18 protein-coding genes and 1 pseudogene are annotated in these 18,013 nt (G+C 57.1%); 5 read left to right on the top strand and 14 right to left on the bottom strand.

All coding sequences use genetic code 11. From position 1 onward, the window contains the following. The 5 genes from cmr3 to CH339_RS14875 form a co-directional block, all read right to left on the bottom strand. Positions 1 to 1,080, bottom strand: coding sequence for a type III-B CRISPR module-associated protein Cmr3 (gene cmr3, locus CH339_RS14855; protein WP_170138533.1), 1,080 nt, complete (start codon positions 1,078 to 1,080; stop codon positions 1 to 3). After that, a complete protein-coding gene (cas10, locus tag CH339_RS14860; protein ID WP_111435149.1) occupies positions 1,073 to 3,211 on the bottom strand; it encodes a type III-B CRISPR-associated protein Cas10/Cmr2 in 2,139 nt (712 codons plus the stop codon). Before cas10 ends, cmr3 begins: the two co-directional genes overlap by 8 nt. Then, on the bottom strand, positions 3,208 to 4,575 hold the full coding sequence (locus CH339_RS14865; protein ID WP_111435150.1) for an RAMP superfamily CRISPR-associated protein: 1,368 nt from the start codon (positions 4,573 to 4,575) through the stop codon (positions 3,208 to 3,210). Before CH339_RS14865 ends, cas10 begins: the two co-directional genes overlap by 4 nt. A 214-nt stretch (positions 4,576 to 4,789) precedes the next feature. After that, on the bottom strand, positions 4,790 to 5,671 hold the full coding sequence (locus CH339_RS14870; RefSeq protein WP_276329882.1) for a type IV secretory system conjugative DNA transfer family protein: 882 nt from the start codon (positions 5,669 to 5,671) through the stop codon (positions 4,790 to 4,792). Beyond that, entirely contained in the window at positions 5,668 to 5,910 is a 243-nt protein-coding gene (locus CH339_RS14875; RefSeq protein WP_111435152.1) for a hypothetical protein, read from the bottom strand. Before CH339_RS14875 ends, CH339_RS14870 begins: the two co-directional genes overlap by 4 nt. Before the next feature lie 44 nt (positions 5,911 to 5,954). Between CH339_RS14875 and CH339_RS25165 the strand changes: the two are divergent. Further along, positions 5,955 to 6,235: pseudogene (locus CH339_RS25165) on the top strand (IS3 family transposase); the annotation flags it as partial. 116 nt (positions 6,236 to 6,351) lie between these two features. Here the strand turns inward: CH339_RS25165 and CH339_RS14885 are convergent. Then, the gene (locus tag CH339_RS14885; protein WP_111435154.1) at positions 6,352 to 7,569 is read right to left on the bottom strand and encodes a site-specific integrase; all 1,218 of its coding nucleotides are present in this window, start codon (positions 7,567 to 7,569) and stop codon (positions 6,352 to 6,354) included. 380 nt (positions 7,570 to 7,949) lie between these two features. Here CH339_RS14885 and CH339_RS14890 point away from each other — a divergent pair, with 380 nt between their 5' ends. Then, the gene (locus CH339_RS14890) at positions 7,950 to 9,125 is read left to right on the top strand and encodes a tyrosine-type recombinase/integrase (protein ID WP_111435155.1); all 1,176 of its coding nucleotides are present in this window, start codon (positions 7,950 to 7,952) and stop codon (positions 9,123 to 9,125) included. Between the two features lie 85 nt (positions 9,126 to 9,210). Here CH339_RS14890 and CH339_RS24370 read toward each other — a convergent pair whose 3' ends face one another. The 3 genes from CH339_RS24370 to CH339_RS14900 all read right to left on the bottom strand — a co-directional run bounded on the left by CH339_RS24370 (position 9,211) and on the right by CH339_RS14900 (position 12,253). Beyond that, positions 9,211 to 10,662, bottom strand: a complete 1,452-nt coding sequence (locus tag CH339_RS24370) for an SLC5/6 family protein (RefSeq protein ID WP_146610188.1) — start codon at positions 10,660 to 10,662, stop codon at positions 9,211 to 9,213. 137 nt (positions 10,663 to 10,799) lie between these two features. Then, positions 10,800 to 11,504, bottom strand: coding sequence for a hypothetical protein (locus CH339_RS14895; RefSeq protein ID WP_111435156.1), 705 nt, complete (start codon positions 11,502 to 11,504; stop codon positions 10,800 to 10,802). Between the two features lie 137 nt (positions 11,505 to 11,641). After that, the gene (locus tag CH339_RS14900; RefSeq protein ID WP_210207378.1) at positions 11,642 to 12,253 is read right to left on the bottom strand and encodes a tyrosine-type recombinase/integrase; all 612 of its coding nucleotides are present in this window, start codon (positions 12,251 to 12,253) and stop codon (positions 11,642 to 11,644) included. Positions 12,254 to 12,661: 408 nt separating this feature from the next. Between CH339_RS14900 and CH339_RS14905 the strand changes: the two genes are divergently transcribed. Both CH339_RS14905 and CH339_RS14910 read left to right on the top strand, forming a co-directional pair. Next, positions 12,662 to 13,483: a hypothetical protein gene (locus CH339_RS14905; protein ID WP_111435157.1), complete on the top strand. Its 822-nt coding sequence runs from the start codon at positions 12,662 to 12,664 to the stop codon at positions 13,481 to 13,483. A gap of 68 nt (positions 13,484 to 13,551) precedes the next feature. Further along, complete coding sequence (locus CH339_RS14910; protein WP_111435158.1) at positions 13,552 to 13,938, top strand: hypothetical protein; 387 nt, start codon at positions 13,552 to 13,554, stop codon at positions 13,936 to 13,938. A 42-nt stretch (positions 13,939 to 13,980) separates the two neighbouring features. Here CH339_RS14910 and CH339_RS14915 read toward each other — a convergent pair whose 3' ends face one another. The 4 genes from CH339_RS14915 to CH339_RS14930 form a co-directional block, all read right to left on the bottom strand. Further along, positions 13,981 to 14,256, bottom strand: a complete 276-nt coding sequence (locus CH339_RS14915; RefSeq protein ID WP_111435159.1) for a type II toxin-antitoxin system RelE/ParE family toxin — start codon at positions 14,254 to 14,256, stop codon at positions 13,981 to 13,983. A 6-nt stretch (positions 14,257 to 14,262) separates the two neighbouring features. Then, a complete protein-coding gene (locus tag CH339_RS14920; RefSeq protein ID WP_111435184.1) occupies positions 14,263 to 14,556 on the bottom strand; it encodes a type II toxin-antitoxin system RelB/DinJ family antitoxin in 294 nt (97 codons plus the stop codon). A gap of 294 nt (positions 14,557 to 14,850) precedes the next feature. Next, entirely contained in the window at positions 14,851 to 15,300 is a 450-nt protein-coding gene (locus tag CH339_RS14925) for a hypothetical protein (protein WP_146610189.1), read from the bottom strand. A gap of 4 nt (positions 15,301 to 15,304) precedes the next feature. Further along, on the bottom strand, positions 15,305 to 15,658 hold the full coding sequence (locus CH339_RS14930; RefSeq protein WP_111435161.1) for a helix-turn-helix transcriptional regulator: 354 nt from the start codon (positions 15,656 to 15,658) through the stop codon (positions 15,305 to 15,307). A 480-nt stretch (positions 15,659 to 16,138) separates the two neighbouring features. On the opposite strand from CH339_RS14930, the gene CH339_RS14935 reads away from it, so the two are divergent. After that, the gene (locus CH339_RS14935) at positions 16,139 to 17,821 is read left to right on the top strand and encodes a recombinase family protein (RefSeq protein ID WP_111435162.1); all 1,683 of its coding nucleotides are present in this window, start codon (positions 16,139 to 16,141) and stop codon (positions 17,819 to 17,821) included. Here the strand turns inward: CH339_RS14935 and CH339_RS24375 are convergent. After that, positions 17,779 to 17,997, bottom strand: coding sequence for a hypothetical protein (locus CH339_RS24375; protein ID WP_146610190.1), 219 nt, complete (start codon positions 17,995 to 17,997; stop codon positions 17,779 to 17,781). The genes CH339_RS14935 and CH339_RS24375 overlap by 43 nt on opposite strands. Positions 17,998 to 18,013 lie beyond the last annotated feature (16 nt).

An 18,013-nucleotide genomic window follows, 5' to 3' on the forward strand; every position in this document is an offset into this window, starting at 1 on the left:
TCAGCTTTGCGGCCAACGCCCAATCAGGCAATGACCGAATCCCCATTTCGTCGACAGCCCCACGCGAGTCCTTCCCTGCGGGGGGAGTTCATCGCCGCTGCAACGCATGAAGAACACCACCCCTGCCGGAATGACGGGTCTGAGCGGTAATGGACCGCGCGTGCGCGAATCCCAGCCGCCGAGCATGAACGGTTTAGGAATACAGGCCGATACGAGTTCGCCCGGCAGACCGTTGATGCGCGCTCCGGGTTCCGGCTCCTCCGCCAGAAGCACCGGCGAAACAGCAATTGCCGCATAGGCCCCGGTACCGGAAGGAGAGGACGGCAGGTCCGTCACCAGCGTATCCGGCCGAAATTCGGCCTGACGGTGTTCGCCGCCGAGCCGCTGCACGAAAGCCGATAAGCTATCCGGCAACCCCTTGATCGCAAGGCAGAAATTGGCCTCGTCACACAACCGCAAGAAACTCGCAGTGTAGAGCTGACCGTCATTGGCCCGGCGTGAGTCCTGCGCCACCCCGATGCCAACCCGGCTCTCACGCCGGAGCAATCGGTCGGATCTGATGAGGTCGGCCTGGTCGGGAGTATTCCCCTCAAGCACTGCCTCCATACCCTTGAAGGTCAGCCAGTGACCCTCAAGGGCCTTGAAGCCCTTCGCGCCTTTTGGCGCGCGGGGATAGAGAACCCTCCCACCATCCGGCATCGCCCAGTCGCTGGCAAATTCAGCCTCGGCGGGAAGATGAAGGAGCCGCAGAGCCATTTGATTGTCTTTGCCTAGGTGAGCGGGAGCTGGCAGCAAGAACTCGCCGCCCAACTCCATCATCAACGGGCCAAATGCGAGTGTTCCAAGCCATGTTTCTTGATCCTGCCAATCGACACCATCGCCGACAAGGTCGACTGGCCAGTCTCGTTTCGGAAACCCCGCCCGTTGCGCAATCGCAAGGCGTACCGCCCCGGCAAGCGTCGGAGGCGGTGGCGGGAACAGGCTCTCGGCCGCGCCGGCACCCTCGTCTTCCTGGTTGAACGGCCGGCCATCACGAAACATCAACGTATCGATCGGCAGGATACGCAACAGGTTAGCCATCGCGCACTCCTGCCAGTTCGTCCTCCTTACCACCGGCATCGACCGCTGTCCGTCGCTCCATGGCGAGAAACCGCACGATCATTCCACCATCGAAAGCCACCGTTTTCTGCAGTTCCGGATCGCCGTTTTCATCCCTGCATTCAGGCCGCAGGATCCGGTAGACGGCATCAACCGCCACAGCATCGTCAATGTCCTTATAGACATTGCTGCCGAACTGACGGCGCAAGTCCGCACCGATCAGCGCCTTCAGCAAGGCCCCCCCGTCCCGCAACAGCGCGTCGGTTGCCACTTCCCCCTGCTTCCGCTCGATTTCGCCCGGCATGATCGACAGGTAGCGATCGCGCAGGCCGTGGAAGAAGCCGCCGGAAAGAAGTGCGTCGACCTTTTTCGTCAAGCCGTTACAGGCCGCATCGTCGATCTGCAACGCGGCATCACTTGCGGCTTTGGCCTGTTCAGCGAAAACCGAAACCCACTCAGCGGCGACGCCACCTGGCTTGGCAATGCAAAGAGCTATCGAGTTGCGTCCGTTTTTCGCCTTCGCCGTTTCGTCTAGCAGTTCGGCGGAAAGCCGCAGCGCGGCCGTCAGCGGCGATTTGAAGTGGGAATAGACGATGGCTGCCGACAGAGTGAACTCTGCCGCTTTGACTTCGTCCTTCTTGCACGCGGTGACAAAGGCTTTTCGATAGAGATCGCGGATATCCCGTGCCGCCGTGATGGCGGTGTCGACCGGCAGCACGGCCAGCACATCGTCGCCGCCGGCATAGACGAGTGCGCCAAGGGAGGGATTGCCCTGTTCAGAGTCAGGGTGGAAATAGTCTCGCACAGATGCAGTGAAAGTAGCGAGGCCGGTCTTGATCGTATCCTGGTGATGCTCCAGCAATTCACCAATACGATCTCCGTCCATGCGAAGAATAGCGAAAAAGCCGCTCGGATAGAGACCCTTCGCCCCTCCGCCGATCGCCTTGGCGGTTTCATTCAGCGCTTCGAGGAGCGCAGATCGCGCCTTTTCAGCTTCGTTCGATTTGTCATCCGCGAAACGTTCCTTGACGAAAGCGACAATTCCGACGTCATGCAGAAGGTGCCCATCGAGCTTGAACAGTTGGTCGGGTGGCAGACCGAACAGCGTGGTTGCCGTTTCGCCCATGAACTTGCGATGGTCGGGCTCGAGATCCTCGTTTTCCTGCAGCGCTTTTTTTGCTGCAAGAAACAATCGGCTTTTCTTTTGATCGTCGATCAGGGGTGTTTTCGCCCGTTTCAACCATGGCACGGCGGCAATGTAAGAAGTTGACGGCCAGTGGCGGATATCCAGAGTGCCGGCGCCCGGTCGCCACGGAATTGCGCCAGGAAAGCCCGGCCCGCCCCATTGGGGATGGTCCTTACCGCCCGTGCGTTGCAGGTGTACCGGAAACAGCCGCTTGATCAGCGCCAGGGCACACAGATATTCGCCGTCCGGCAAGTCCAATGCACTTACACGTGCGGTATTTCGAACAGCATTCCAAAACTCTCGTTGTGACGCTTGGCTGCCATCGGTGAAACGCGTAACACCGGACAGCTCCTGCCAGATGCCCATGACCCGGCAAAGATCCTCGTGCTCGGCACGGTTCGGATCGACCCGACGCCAGTTCTTGCGCATATCGAGCCAGGTTCCGTTCTCGCCATCGTCTTCGCCGACCACCCAAGCAATTTCCCAAAACCTTTCCGTTTGGCGTTTCCAGATGCGTTTGGTCCGATTGGTCTCATGAGGCTGCTTTCCGTGAAATTCGCCTGCAGCACTCGCGACATAACGGTCCCAAATGGTCTGGCAGATGTCGCTCCACGCCGCTTCGATCGCTCTTTTGCAGGTTTCAGGAATGTCGTCTCTGCACTCCGAGACATCGGCTTTGAACCTGTTGGGCAGAGAACCGACATAGACGTTCGCTTGGCTGTCGTTGTCCAGAATTGCCTGGAACAGCGGATCACCCTCGACGAGGGGGAATAGAATTCTTGCACCCGCGTTCTTCGCCGCCACCATCGCGTGGCCGGAAAGCAGCGACAGGATGAACGAGCCGGCCCAGTAGTCCCTTAGCCGTCGAGCATCGGCGATGAAGCCCTGCACCGGCCCGAGCGTGAAGTGCATCAGGCGCGTCGTCATGACCCCGCCTCGTCGAGAAAGTTCTCGGCGGGATCGGCGTCGAAGTAACGGTGGTTCGCAGACTGCTTTTTCGTGACGCCCGTCAAATAACCCTCAACAACCGATCGATTGGGCTCGAACTCCTGATCGCCTTCTCGGCAAATGCTGATCTTGACGCTTTTCGCTTGGTCGGTTTCCGTTTCGGGAAGAAACAGATTGCCCATGTGGATAGCGACCGGAAAGTACTTCTTCCCAATCTTGGCGATGTGGAACATCAGCGGGCTGGCACGTCGGCCGAACGGGGCGTCGGCATCGACGACCTTTCCTTTTTTTGCATCATACGGAAGCGGCAGGCCGAGATTGGCGCGCGGCGGCATCTGGTTCCGCGGAAGCCTGTGACGTCCTCGCTTGGCATAGTCCAATCCATCATCGACATACCAATCGTGCTCCGCCTTGAAGTTCTGCTCAGCCGGCTTTCCGCCGATCATGTGGCCGTTGAAGGAAGCGCCCCAGGCACGAAAGAGGTGATAGCCGTGACCGAGTGCATCTATGGCCTCTATCGCGGTGTCGAACCCCTCTTTCCAAATTCGAACGGAACTCCCCAACGCGAAAGCTGAAAGTGGCAGGTCGTCGGCTTTGCGTTGCGTTGACTTCAAGTCAACCAGTTTTCGGACTTCACCTCGCCAGGCTTCCACCGTCTGTGGCGCGCTCCAGATTACCTCCGGCGTACACCGATCACGGCCGTTCACCGTTTCCACCTCGATCCTTTCAAGCGCCAGAGATCCCCAGCCGCGCCGCTTGCGCGATCCCAGGCCGCCCAGAAGACCCATAATTTCTAGGGTGCGCTTGAACTCGCATATCTGCTGGTCGGTGAGCCGGCGGCACGCGAACTCGACAACGAACCGGCCCCTTGCCCCGAAACAGGATTTCGCGGGCACCTTGCCATCGTCGCTGGCGGACTGGATGTTGCCATTGAGCGAAATGAGGCCATAGCCGAGATAGTTGACGCCGCCGCTTAAAACCCCGCTTGGTTTGAGTCCAAAGGCATCTGCAATTGGGCGGCCCGCGGTGAACAGGGGAGGCTTTTCCTCCCAATTCGCCCTTACCAGCACTGCGCTCTGACGCGCCGCCACATTACCGCCCGGGCCGCCAGACAACTCGACCTCGCGGGCATGCAGTGCTTCAAGACCCTTTCTCCGCTTCTCTTCCGCGTTTCCAAGTGTTTCATCTTCGGCATCGGCAATGATTTTCGCGGCGTGCAGAGCCCGCCACCAGAAGACCAATTCGGCCTTTATCGAGGAGGCACGCAACGTCGTTGCCTGATGGTCGGCACCACCGAGGAACATCGGCGTCACGATCTCAAAGGTTCCCGTGATGACTTTCATGCCGGCTCTCTCACCCGCCAATGAAGCTACTTAAGGTTGCCAAATCGCGCAACCTCAGATTCTATCTTCGACGGCGGCACTATCAGAATTCAACTGCAGCGCTTATCGTTGTCAAACCGACGCGCCAAAGCACGAGCGATTTCAAAAACCGAAATATATTTCAGAGCATTATGCGACCAGCGTCGGTGTGATCGTTCGGGGCCCCCGCAAGAGGTCAAAGCGAAACAAGAGGCGTTTTAGCCGATGCGACGAGCCGACGCGGTACTTCCGGGCCGCCGTCGCAGAGACCTGGAAATTCGGGATTTGCAGATGATCGAACTCGTCGAGCAGCAGATGACCGGCCGGTCGATGACGCCGTGGGTTGCAAAAGGCTGTCGAAAAGGTCGGCGTAGAAAAGATTGAGCAGGAACAGATAGTGCGTCGTCTGTTGCTGGCGGACGAGGATAAAGAGCGCGGTCTTCTGGGTGCGCAGGCCGGTAAAATCCAGTGTGCTGCCGGCCAAAAGCCGGGTTAGCGCCGGATCGCCGAGCGGGGATAAGGCGACATCGGCCGTGGTGACCGTGGAGGAGATGGTCTTGGCATTGCCGTTGGCGAGCGTCTGGTAGTCGGTGAAGGTTGCCGGATCGTTTTGCGTGGCGCTGAGCACGAAGCGGTCGATTTTGGACAGCTGCCCCGCGGCCGTCAGGTGGGTGTCAAAATTGGCGACCAGATGCCGGACATTCGGCAGGTTAATGTGATCCGGATTGCCGAGATTGTGGAGGCAGTTGACGAAGACACGAATGAGCTTCTCCGCGCCGGCATTCCAGAACTGCTGTTCGGCCGAGGGATTCGGATAGGCGGCACGGATGAGAATGCCGGCGGCCTGGGAAAGATCGATGAAGTTTGTCAGACGGGCGAATGGGTTGTACCGATCGCTGGCGCTCAGATCCATTAGGTTCAGCACGTTGATCCGGTAGCCGCGCCGGGCGAGACGCCGCTCGTGCGCTGATAGATCTCGCCGCGGGTGTCGGAGATGACGAAGGTGGAGCTTTTGCCGCGCCCCATGCCACCGACGGTGACAATGGATTCTAAGCTGGCCTTGTCCGACAGCCGTCAATGGCGGCCGTCGATCAGCAGCCCCTTTTTTCTGCCACCGATGAGACCGAACCGCTCATGAAACGCCATGAACCGGGCACCGCGCTGGCCGAACGGAATGAGGCCGGCCAGGAACGCGAACGGCAACGCAACGGTATAGCCAAGCCCGCGCAAGAGGGTGCCGATGGCACCGAGCAGCGCCGAAAACGGCTTGAAGCCGGGGATGAACTTGTAGCCCAGGAAAAGAAGGATGAGGACCAAGAGAAGGGGAGAGGCCGAAGCGATGCTGACAAGCAACCCCGGCAGGACGGTTCCCGATGAGCCGGGTCGCGGAGGCGCTCCAGGTCTCCCGTTCCACGCTCTACGACCTTCAACGCGGCTAGGTCAAGACCCGAGGGTCATACGTCAAGGCTGACGACGAGGTCTTGCTGCCGCTGTTCCGGCGCTTCGTCGACGAACGCCCCACCTATGGCTATCGCCGCATCACCGCGCTGGTGAACCGGTGCCTGGCGAAAACGGCCGGTCGCCGGCCAATCACAAGCGCGTCTACCGGATCATGAAGCGGCACGGACTGCTGCTGCAGCGCCATACCGCCACCCTCATATTCGAAACGCCCGCCCACCGGACGTTGCTGCCACCTGCGGTGACAGAACGCTCCCAGCCCAACTCTGCCATTGACTGCGATGAAGAGCTCAACGGCCATTACGTGTTGTCGATGATCTTTCGAAACCTATCCGCCGTCTGCTCACTATAGGATTGCAAGGCGTCCATGGCGTGGTCGGCGTAGCGCAGAGTTGTCTGCGCTGACTTGTGGCCGAGAAGCGCTCCGACCTGCGGCAGGGATTGACCGCTCATCACTGCCCAGGATGCAAAGGTGTGGCGGAGGCAATGCAAGTTGGCCGTATCGTCGATGCCCGCAGATTGGCGGATGCGGTACCAGGGCCGCGTCAAGGCAACTGGCTTGTCCGCCGTCAGTCCTTCAAGGATCAAGTCACCACCGCCGATTTCACGGTGGTCTCGTAAGACGTCCATTGCCAGGCCGTTGAGGGGCACCGTTCGAGCACCGGTCTTGCTGTCGCGAAGGCGAATGGTGCCGCGCTGGAAGTCAATGTCGTCCCATCGCAAGCCAAGCACTTCCCCAAGGCGCAGCCCCGTGTAGAGGAGCAAACGAATGCCGGCGATCGCGGCCGGCAATTCGGTCTGCTCGCGGTCGGCCCGCTCCAACGCCCGAGTGAGGCGGTGGATTTCGTCGGCATCGAGGAACCGATCCTTGCGCTGTTCGGCAAATTTCTTGACGCCGAGAACGGGGTTATCCGCCCGCAATCCCCAATCGACGGCGCAAGCAAACATCTTCGACAGAAGTGCGAGCACGCGGTTGGCAATCCCCTTACCACCGCGTATCTGGCGGCGGCCACGCGGCCTGGCGGGCAAACGCCGGGCAGACTTGCCGCCCCGGATATCCAGCTTCACGCGGTCGATATCGGCGCGGGTGACTTCCTTTACCTTCATCGATCCGAAGAGGGGAACGACGTGGTTCTCGATGTTGGCGCGATCCGTCGCGATGCTCCTGGGCTTCTTGTGCGCTTCGGCATAGTCGGTGAGGTAGCGAGCCGCTAGCTCGGCGACCGTTTCTGCCCGTCGGTTGCTCTGCCGCTCTGCGCTCACGTCCTTCCCTGAGGCGATCTCGTTGAGCCATTTCCTGGCAGTCTGCCGGGCCTGGTCGACCGTGAACGCACCGTGCTTGCCGATGGATGGGCGCCGTTGCCGGCCGCTTTCGCTGCGGTAGTAGAGGATGTAGATTTTGCTGCCGGCCGGCGTCACCTTCAGGCCGAAGCCGGTGACCACGCTGTCCCAGATCACGTAATCCTTGTCCCTTGGGGTTGCCGCATCGGCAACTTTTTTGGTTAGTTTCACGCTCATCTCGTCACAACCCTGCAAGCACGCCCTTTCACGACTAGGTAGCACATAGGTAGCAAAAAATCGGGAAAAGCAAGGATGTGCACCGAGCGATATTGACGGGTTTGGCGTCGAAATATTTTTTAAAACAGCGCTCTAGCGACCCCTGGGAAACGGCGGGAAAATGTGGTTAGCGATTGAAAATCCGCGTGTCGGTGGTTCGATTCCGCCCCTGGGCACCATTACCCTCCTCACAGCAGACCATACCAGAACATAAATCGTTGTTTTTCAATGGTTTATGAAAGATGCAGTGCGCATAGATGACCATGGTGCACCCTTGTTTCTCGGGCAAAAGTGGGTAACGGTTGGGTAATGGCGATCTTACCCACGGAGCGTTACCCACAATGGCTCTCTCCGAGTTCGCGATTCGCAAAGCCAAGCCGAAGGAAAAGCCTTACCGGATGCCCGATGGGCTGGGCCTTTATCTGTTGATCCAGCCGAGCGGTTCGAAGCTCTGGCAGATGCGCTACCGGTTCAACAACAAGGAAAACGTCCTCTCCTTCGGACGCTATCCTACCATTGGGCTCGCCGCAGCCCGGCGAAAACGCGACGAAGCTAAGGAACTGATTGCCGACGGCATCAATCCGGCAACGCAACGCCGGCTGGACAAGATCGCCGCCGAGAATGCCGCCCGCCAGACCTTCGGCCTCATTGCCGACGAGTACCTGGAACGCCTGAAACAGGAAGGCGCAGCGGAAGGCACCCTCACCAAGACCGAATGGCTCTTGAAGAAGCTCGCAGCTCCGCTTGCCAAGCGACCCATCGCCGAAATCACGCCGGCTGAAATCCTGCACCTTCTGCAACAGATCGAAAAGAGCGGCCGACGCGAGACCGCCCGCAGGCTAAGGGGCACGATCAGTACCGTTTTCAAGCTGGCGATCGTCACGCTGCGCGCGGAGAGCGATCCAACGATCCCACTCCATGGAGCGCTCAAGGCCCCGCAGGTCACCGGGCGGGCCGCCATCACCGACGAGAAGAAGTTCGGCGTGCTGCTGAATGCCCTCGACGACTATGACGGCTGGCCGACCATCAAGGCCGCAATCCAGTTCCTCATCCTGACCTGCGTGCGCCCCGGCGAAGTGCGCGGGGCCGTCCGCTCCGAATTCGATCTCGACAAGGCCGTGTGGCACATCCCGGCCGAGCGCATGAAGATGCGCCAGCCCCATGACGTCCCGCTCTCCCGGCAAGCCCTGGTAGTCCTACGGGGCGTCTGGTCCTTCTCCGAGCATGCGGAGCTGGTATTCCCGTCCATCCGCTCCAAGCGCCGTCCGCTCTCAGACAACGCCTTCAACGCTGCGCTACGCCGCATGGGGTACTCCAAAGAGGAAGTCACCGCCCACGGCTTCCGCGTCACCGCGAGCACGATCCTCAATTCACGCGGCTATAATCCCGACGTCATCGAAGCGGTCCTCGCTCACCAGGACAAGAACAGCATCCGCCGCACCTACAACCGTGCTACTTATTGGGAGCAGCGCGTCGTGCTGATGCAGGACTGGGCGGATTTGTTGGATAAGGTTTGAAAATGGAGCTCTTAGTACAAGGTAAAATACGATATTGCAGCGCCATTGACGCTTGTTTTTGTTGGCAGCCAATCTCGATATAATCTCACCCAGACTCTCCTATCGCTTTTTTGTAGGAAAACAGCCCAATTAAAAGGACTATTACGGCAGGAACGAACGCAAGTATTGTAAACACTGGCGCTCCAGAGCCATCTTTGCCGATCAAATCATGAGATGAAAGAACGAATATTAGGACAATATAAGTCATCGCAAAGATATCATACAGGCCGGAGCCTTTGACTTTTCCTCTGGAAAGATTGAAGAAAATCGATGCCGAAAGGTAGGTCGCTGTGGCCCCGAGAGGAGTAAGAATTGTGAACAACGTTTCAATTACTCCTGTCTTAAGATATAACAACGCAAGAGCGAGCGGAGTTGATATAAATCCTATTGCGACACATAGTACGCGTGGCCATATTGCCGGCTTATCTGAAGAAGAGTCCAGCCCAATGATATCGCCCGTCAGTTGAGAAAGAGCAACGATTGCCGAGTCTATCGTAGTGAACACTATGGAAGTGAGGCCGATTAATACAATTGCACCAACAATAATTCTATATAACTCGTTTCCATCGAGTATTTCTCTGAAAAATCCGTCCATACCGACGTTTCCGCCTGATGAAAAGATTAGACCAAGAAAAACAATCAGAGAGATTAAAATAGCTTGGCACAATCCGCTTATCCAAAAAGTCAAAGAGTTTTCGGAGCTTTGTCTTGTTCTTGTAGAGACGCTATTAATAATATTGTACAATTGCGTAGATAAAGCTGTCAGAAAGATTGCAGCCAGCCCAGCCGCAGATGTCCAACTTAAGCTCGGCGTTAATGAATAGACGGAACCGAGAATTCCCGTGGAATCCTGCGGGCTATAAGATTCAACCCCAAAATAGAACAATATTATCAACAATATTATTATTGACACGCCTTGAAAAATATCCGTCTTCAAAGCAGCAGGGAATCCGCCAATAGAGGTATAGGCGATAGCCAGCCCTCCAAGTAAAAGAGCAATAAAATACATATCATAACCCCGGCTTCCCAAGCCAAATACCGCTGCCAAATACGTGGCTGACATCCAGAGTTCAAATGCTATAAGAGCAACAAATACAACAACTCTGGCTATGTTGTAAAAAATTATAATCTTGCTGAAATTGAATGATCTATCAAAAAACCGGGAGAAATTTAATTGTCGATGTTCGTCTTTCGGTCCGCCTGCCGAATCAGCAAATCTCGAAATGAACTTTTCAAGTGAGCCCAATGCGAAATAACCTGCAAGTACGCCTAACGGGCTGACAAAAGCACCTAATCCAAAAGTAGCGCCAGATGTCGTTTGGTATGCAAACCCAGTTCCAAGCGTCACGCCGCCAAAAATGATTGAAAACAATGCTCTTGTTCTGTTCTTTACAGCGAAAAAGCCAGCAGGACTAATTGTTGACGAATATGAAAAAATGGCGATCAAAAAGTATGTACTCAGGACCGCTAAAAAGAAGTAAGTGAGCTGCTCAATCATTGCGATTTCCGAATATTAATATATTGACATTGCCACCATCAACGTCAAGGATGAGTATAATTATGTAATCTTCGCTGGCGAATCCGGCTCCGCCTACCGTAAAATAGCGAATAATCGGATCGCGTCGAGCACGCATTTCATTCCTCCTGCGCTGAATGGCGAATTTTGGGTGGCTCGGTTAAGCTGCTCGCCATGCCTGTCAATACGTCATAAGCCTGCGCCAGCCTCCATAAAGAACCACCTGTACATCCTATCATGAACACACAAAAAGTCACGAACGCGACCATGACGAACTCAACCTGAACAATGACGGGAGTTGAGAATATAACCATAGAAAGCAACCCCAGTAAAAAGCAAAAAATATCGGTAATAGGAACATTCTGAATTTCGGAGTACAAACTATTTTCCGATAATTTTATCCTTTTTAAGAGATTTAGTAAAAAAATCCTTTCGGCCACCAAAAGAAGGGAAATAAATGAGATAAATACAAAAATATAATCTGCGTTCGATGGCGTCATAATTTTTACTGAGAGGAGCAAGACCAACAAAACTCTAATGTAACGCGAAGCGTATAAAAAAAATCTATTCGGCTGAAATTGAAATTCAATATTTTGACTAGATTTTTTTTCCAGTAACAAATAGGAAGAAAATATATATAGGACAAAAGACACAAGCAGCCAATTAAGAATGGCTGGCACAAGACGCTTGCCTTCGTCGGAAAAAAGGTTGTCAAATATATTCAATGTATCTAGATCAAAGCCATTCCACATCTTTATGAGCGAAGCAATTAGCAGAAATAGATAGGCAAAAGGAAATACGTTGATTTGCTTATATTCAAACATGGCGTTTTTTTAACTCAAAAAATCATACCTGCCCTTTAGTCGCGCCGCACGCGTTTGGAAGTCGAGCGTGCATTCGCAGCCTACGGATGTGACACGGGTAGCGCAATCTTTTTTGGGGTGCATGTGGGCTAGAAAACTTAGTTTTTTGACCACATCCTCTCCGCAATCGCGATTTCCTCGTTCCCCACAACATCCGCATAGATGGCCGTCGTCGTCATGTTGGCGTGGCCGAGCCATCGCTGCACCAGATTGAGTGGCACGCCGGATTGCACGGCATGGACCCCAAAGCTGTGACGCAGTCCCTTCGGCGAGGCATGCGGACCGGCGATTCCTGCTTCACTCATCGCATGCTTCACCCGTCCCCACGCCGTCGTCCGGCTCCAAGGCCACAATCGGGTTGTCGTGGCGAGTGAGCGGTCTTGCTGGATCAGCGCAATGTGGTGGGTGTCTTCAAGCTCCGCGATCAATGACGTCGGAACCGGTACCTCGCGAACAACGAAGCGGTCGCGCTTCTTGAGCGAACGGATGGACACCACGCCGATCGAAGCCTGAATGGACGCAGGCGTGAGCGCGAGCGCCTCGGAAATGCGGCAACCCGTGTAGAGCAAGGTTTGGCAGAGGGACCGCGTTCGGCCGTCCATTGAATGCGCGGCATCCAGAAACCGCTGGCGCTCCTCGGCGTTCAGGTATTTCCGCCCCCCATCGGGGCGGTAGAGCTGCATGTGGTTGATTGGCTGCATGAGCATCATCGCGCACTCATGCACGCGCGAAGCGGCCGGCGCGCCGCCTGGGCATGGCCGTGCGTCGCAGCATTTCCGATGTAGGTGGTGGTCCAGTGCGTTTGGGGGCTTTGGGGCGCTCTGCGGCGAACGAAATTGCTAATTTCGTTCAGACACCCAACCTCCCTGCGTGCCGCCGTTTCTCGGCCTCCACGCCCTCCCTGCATACACGACACGGTGCATATGAGCAATAATAAATACGCTGTTTTCGCGTCTTTCGTGCGCGATCGAACAATATTAGCAATTTTGTTCAGATAATCAACTTTGCGATCAAAGCATGAATACCGATTAGTTAAGCTGTAACGGGATCATATATCGTAATTAGATATCTTTTCTACTTTCGGTAGACCATTCTGAGGTTTTGGAGGAACGGGGGATATGAAGTACATAGTCATTGGATTGGTGGCCGTCGCACTTCTGGGGTGCCAAACGACGGTGCCCGCACCTGCGCCGACACCGGACACGCACTCGGTTGTTGCACCGAGCGCTGATGTGCCGAGTGACGTCGCGGAATTCTCTGGCGTCTGGACCGGCAGTTGGGACGTTGCCGGAGGGCCACCACTCGACGCCAACCTCACCGTACAAACCGTCAGCGCCACGGGCCACGTGACGGCGTTGTATGCGGTTGGAGACTCCGCACGAGACCAATTCAGTGCACACAGCACACCGGTCTCCGGCGACATCACCGGCAACACCTTGACGCTCGATCCGTTCAAGAATGGCGCGCAGGCCTCGTACACGATGATGCCTGATGGATCGCTCCAGGGGCGGTACGAGCGAAGCGGTCAGACGGCTCACGGAACGTTTCTGAAACAGGAAGCCGCACCACAAACGGTGCAGCCGGCCCCAACCGCTTACGCAGCTCCCCAAGGGCCTGAACCGAGTTGCCGGTTTCGCTGGCGCATTGTGGCACCGGGCACGCAAGACGTGGTGGAAGGCAGCATGCGGGTCAAAGCGAACCAGCCATGCCGCACACGCCACATAGGCCGGGTTGGACGTCGTTGGACGTATCACAGCGTCGCCATCACCAGGCCGCCCAACAACGGACTGCTCTTAACGGCCGGCAGGATGGGCATTCGGTTCGTACCCAATCCGGGCTTCACGGGCACAGACACTGCGGACATCACCGTCACGCTGAAACGAGCCGGAAGCGGCGAATTGGTGCCGACCATCGTACGCACGAGCATTCAGGTTGAGTGAGCGATCGATGCCGGCCTCGGGTTCCGTGTTGCGAGGTACCGGGCCAGACGCTCAAAAGGGGGGCGCATATGAAGGGCTTTCAATTCATTGTGGCTGCCGGCCTCCTGGCCGGGTGTGCATCCGCCGCACCAAATGCCTTTGATATCCAGAAGAACATTGCCGCCAAGACCGAGCGCGCGAATTGCGCGGAGCTCCGCCAGCACATGGTGGCCTCGCTGAAGGCTTTGGAGAAGTCCAAGCAGACGCAGGCCACCGGAGATGCCGCCACGGTCGCCGGGATGGCCGTCAGCGCGATACCGGTCGTGGGTCTGGTAGGGCCGCTCGTATCCGGCGCAGGCATCGCCGGACAGGTGGACGGCACCTACGGAAAGATCGAGCCCGAACTACTCTATCGCGAAAGCTACCGCCTCTACGAGGAGAAAGGGTGCAGGCCGCGCGTCACCTTTGGCGAGTGAGCATATGCCCAGATTCAACCGGACATCGAAGGGCTCGCTGCGCTACCCGAACAGGTCGGCGTGGCTGCCGGTGCGCTCAAACACGACGGTGTTTGCTTCGTCATCGAGCCAATAGATCAGGAGCCAGTCGGGCGCGATGTGGCACTCCCAATATCCGGAATACGCTCCCGCCAATTTGTGCGGCCGCAAGGCATCCGGAACGTCAGCATCATTTTCAATCAGACGAATAGCGTTTTGCAACCGGCCAAGGCGCCAGCCACGCTTTGCGCACAGCTTGTAGTCCTTGCGAAATTTGTTCGTGAAAACGGACTGACGCATACACCGTTAGCTATCCGATTCCGCCGCGACTTCCTCGTCCATTTCCTTGAAAAACGCCTCGGACGAGCGGTACGTCTTGAGCCGCCCCGCCTTGTAGTCCGCCGCACTCTCTTTCAAAGCGGCAGCGGTCTCTTCGTTTGGAATGCGGGCGTCAAACGGCAGACCCTTCCGCATGATGAGCTGGCGGAACGTCATGCTGATGAACTCCGACGTCGAAAGGCCGAGCTGCTTCAAGACAGTTTCGCCTTCCTCTTTCAACTCGGGCTCGACCCGCGCACGGATCATCGCCGTTTTTGCCATTTTGACTAAGCTCATATCTCGTTTGTTATTGAGTGCGTGTATTGTAGCACGAATGGGGAACACGGCAAGCTCCGGGGTCTCCCCCCCCCTCCACCAAACGCTAGCAACGCTCCCGCGCTCCCTCAAGGACAAGCCCTCCGGGTGGCTTCGCCATCCTTGACCGAGTGCGGGCGCCTTGCTCATCCGGTTGGCAGGGTCGGGACGAAAGGATGGGCGCCCCGGTCGAACCAAAGGATGAAACGGAAAACCGCCGGCAAGATGAGATGCCAGCGGTATGAAGCGGACATGGTGTCGTTAGAACTGGTGTGGCGATCCGTCGATGATGCCGAGCGCCAGCGCCAGGGCGTCGATGTAGACGGCATTTCGCGGTTCGCTCTCCCAGATCGGCGGTCGCTTCGGCATCCAGGGGCCGATCTCGGGGAAGCGTTTGGCAAGCGCAGCCGCTTCTTCATACTTGTTCTTGTACGTCCGAATCCGTGGCAGGACGATGTCGTTGAGGACGCGGTTGCGCGCCACCCGAGCAACGGCGGCGATCACCTGCCGGGTGCGCTCGCCCTTCCGCGAACCCTCTGGGATTTTCTCCGTAATCACCACATCCGGTCGGAGCTCATCAATCCAACGCTTGGCCTGCGCGGCAGCAAACTCCGGCGACCGGCTGGCCTTTCCGGACATCGCCCAGTGCTTCAACGTCTTTCCTACAAACAACACGTAGCCGATCCGTCCCGTCCCTGCGGCGACGGCCATGACCCTAAGCCGCCCCATGGTCGCGTGTGTCTAGGGTGTCTAATCGAACGGCGAGCAGGTCGAGCGTGTGGGTGCGATTGAGACCGCTCAGCCGTGGTCCGGTCTCGGCCGGCAAGGTCGCCAGCCGTTTGCGGAGCGTCGGGCGCACGTCTTCACACGCGCTCCCGAACAGGCTTTCAAACGGTCGCCCGTAGAGGAGCGTCAGGATGCAGATATCTTCCACCCCGAGCGGATGGTGACCCTGTTCGATCCGCGAAATCTTCGAGCGGTGAACGTCTAGCAAATGTGCGCAGTCTCGCTGCGACAGACCCGACTTGTGGCGCGCCACTTTCAGGTCAAAAGCGAAGCCTTTGGACATAAGAAGTGATGATGTTTATGTGCTGATACGGTGCCAGTGTACGGGACAGAATCCGCCATCCTAGACCACACCGTGTGCACAACGCGCACATCGAGACGGATAGGACACATCACACCACCCGGTCTCGATGATCGTTTCCGTGGCGGAGGGGTGGAACCCCTCCGCACCGACCACCGAGACCGGGTGGTGATGCTACCCTCTCACGTGTTCCCTGATGCCGGAAAGGCTACCGGATCAGCACACCATCACAAGACGGCACGCTGTTCAGTGCGCGCACCAAAGGCGGTCTTTCCGCCATTCGCCGAGACGCTACCCTCTACGCATGCGCAAGCACGTTCCTCTCTCGCGGCAAGTCGAGCGGCACCTCGAATATTGCCGGCAAGTCGCAAAAGACATGATGCGTTCCGGCACATGGCCGTGGAAGCACGATTCGACTCTTTCGGAGGATTTGTTAGAGTCCGAGGATATTGATCCGCATGTATGAAATACTTCATCTACTGCCGCAAATCCCAGGAAGCGGAAGACCGCCAGGTCATGTCGCTGGCCTCCCAAAACGAAGAGATCGACCGGTTGATTGAGGGTGATGGCGAGGTCACCATTGTCGACCGCTACGAGGAGGCCTTCAGCGCCAAACAACCCGGCCGGCCACTCTTCGACGAGATGATGCGCCGGATCGAGCGCGGCGAGGCAGAAGGGATCATCGCCTGGCATCCAGACCGCCTCGCCCGCAACTCCATGGACGGCGGACGGGTGATCTACGCCCTCGACCAGGGCACGCTCAAGAACCTCCTGTTTTGCTCCTACGCCTTCGAGAACTCCTCGCAGGGCAAGTTCATGCTGAACATCATTTTCGGCTACTCCAAATACTATGTGGACAGCCTCTCCGAGAACGTGAAGCGTGGGCAACGGACCAAAATCCGCAATGGTTGGCAGCCGAACCTGGCGCCAATCGGCTACCGCAATTGCCGAGAGACCGGAACCATCGTGCCGGACGGCGAACACTTCGAAATCGTACGGCGGATGTTCGGCCTCCTCCTCACCGGCAACTACTCCGTTGCGGAGATACACCGCGTTGCCGCGAATGAATGGGGCTACATCACGCCAACCGTACGAACGCGCGGCGGCAAGAAGCTGGGGCTCTCCACGACCCACAACATTTTGAACAACCCGTTCTATGCCGGATATATCCGCTGGCAGGGCGAGCTACATCCGGGCCGCCATCTGCCGGTGGTCTCCAAATCGCAGTTTGAACGAGCGCAGCAGATTCTGGGGAAGCGAACGCAACCACGTCCGCAACGGCGAAGCTTTTCCTATGGCGGCATCTTCACCTGCGGTGCCTGCGGTCTGTCCGTGACTGCCGAGCGAAAGCGAAAGCCAAGCGGACGCGAGTACGTCTACTACCACTGCACGAGGGTCCATCGAACGCCCCGATGCACCCAGCCATCCATCGAAGAGCAGGAACTGCACCGCCAAGTCCTCGCGTTCCTCGACGGCGTTCGCCTGCCGGAGAAGATCGGCTCGTGGTTCATGGAAGCAATGCGAACATCAAAGGACTCCTTTGCCGATGCGAAGGCCGAGGTCGCCAAGAAGCTTTCTGACCGAATGACGAGCCTCAAGAAGCAGCTTTCCAATCTGACGGATTTGCGGGTGCGTGAAGTGGTAGGCGACGACGAATTCGCAGAGAAAAGGGAAATCCTCACGCGAGAACTCGCCAAGACCGAAGAAAATGCCGAAAACGCCAAGCACGATCAAATCACGTTCGAACCGCTCGAAATCCTTCAATTGTTGTGCAGCAAAGCCAAATGCTGGTTTGAAGAAGCCGACAATAAGACCAAACGCGCGCTGCTCAGAATCCTGTGTTCGAACCCGATCCTCAAAGACAAAAAAGTCATACTCCAAGCCAGGAAACCGTTCGTCGAACTCGGTCTGTTGACTGGTTTTTCACATCTGCGGGGAGACGTAGACGACGTTCGAAAGGACCACGCGGCGTGCGAGAAACGCACACGCTTGCGCAAAAGGCTGCAAACACTTGCTGCCGATCCGGAGACCGTAGAGGTCGCGAAAGAAGCCCGCGCACTCATTGAGCAGATCGATCCCGATGCGCTGAAACAGTTGGACGACTACGACCGATCCTTCCGGGCAATTCGGCAAAGCAGCTCGTAGAACTCCAAAAGATCGTCGGCCATCACCCGCGCCTCTTCGAGCGTGACCGGCTCGCCGAATTCCGCCTCCACCAGGCCGCGCAACTCTTCAATTTTTTCATCAGAAAATAAGAACGTCACGACGTGCATTTTCGATGAAGCACCGCCGCGACGGTAGACGGCCGATGGTGCGGCCACTGCACCGAATGCCGTC

The sequence above is a fragment of the Rhodobium orientis genome (genome assembly GCF_003258835.1).
Taxonomy (GTDB): Bacteria; Pseudomonadota; Alphaproteobacteria; order Rhizobiales; family Rhodobiaceae; genus Rhodobium; species Rhodobium orientis.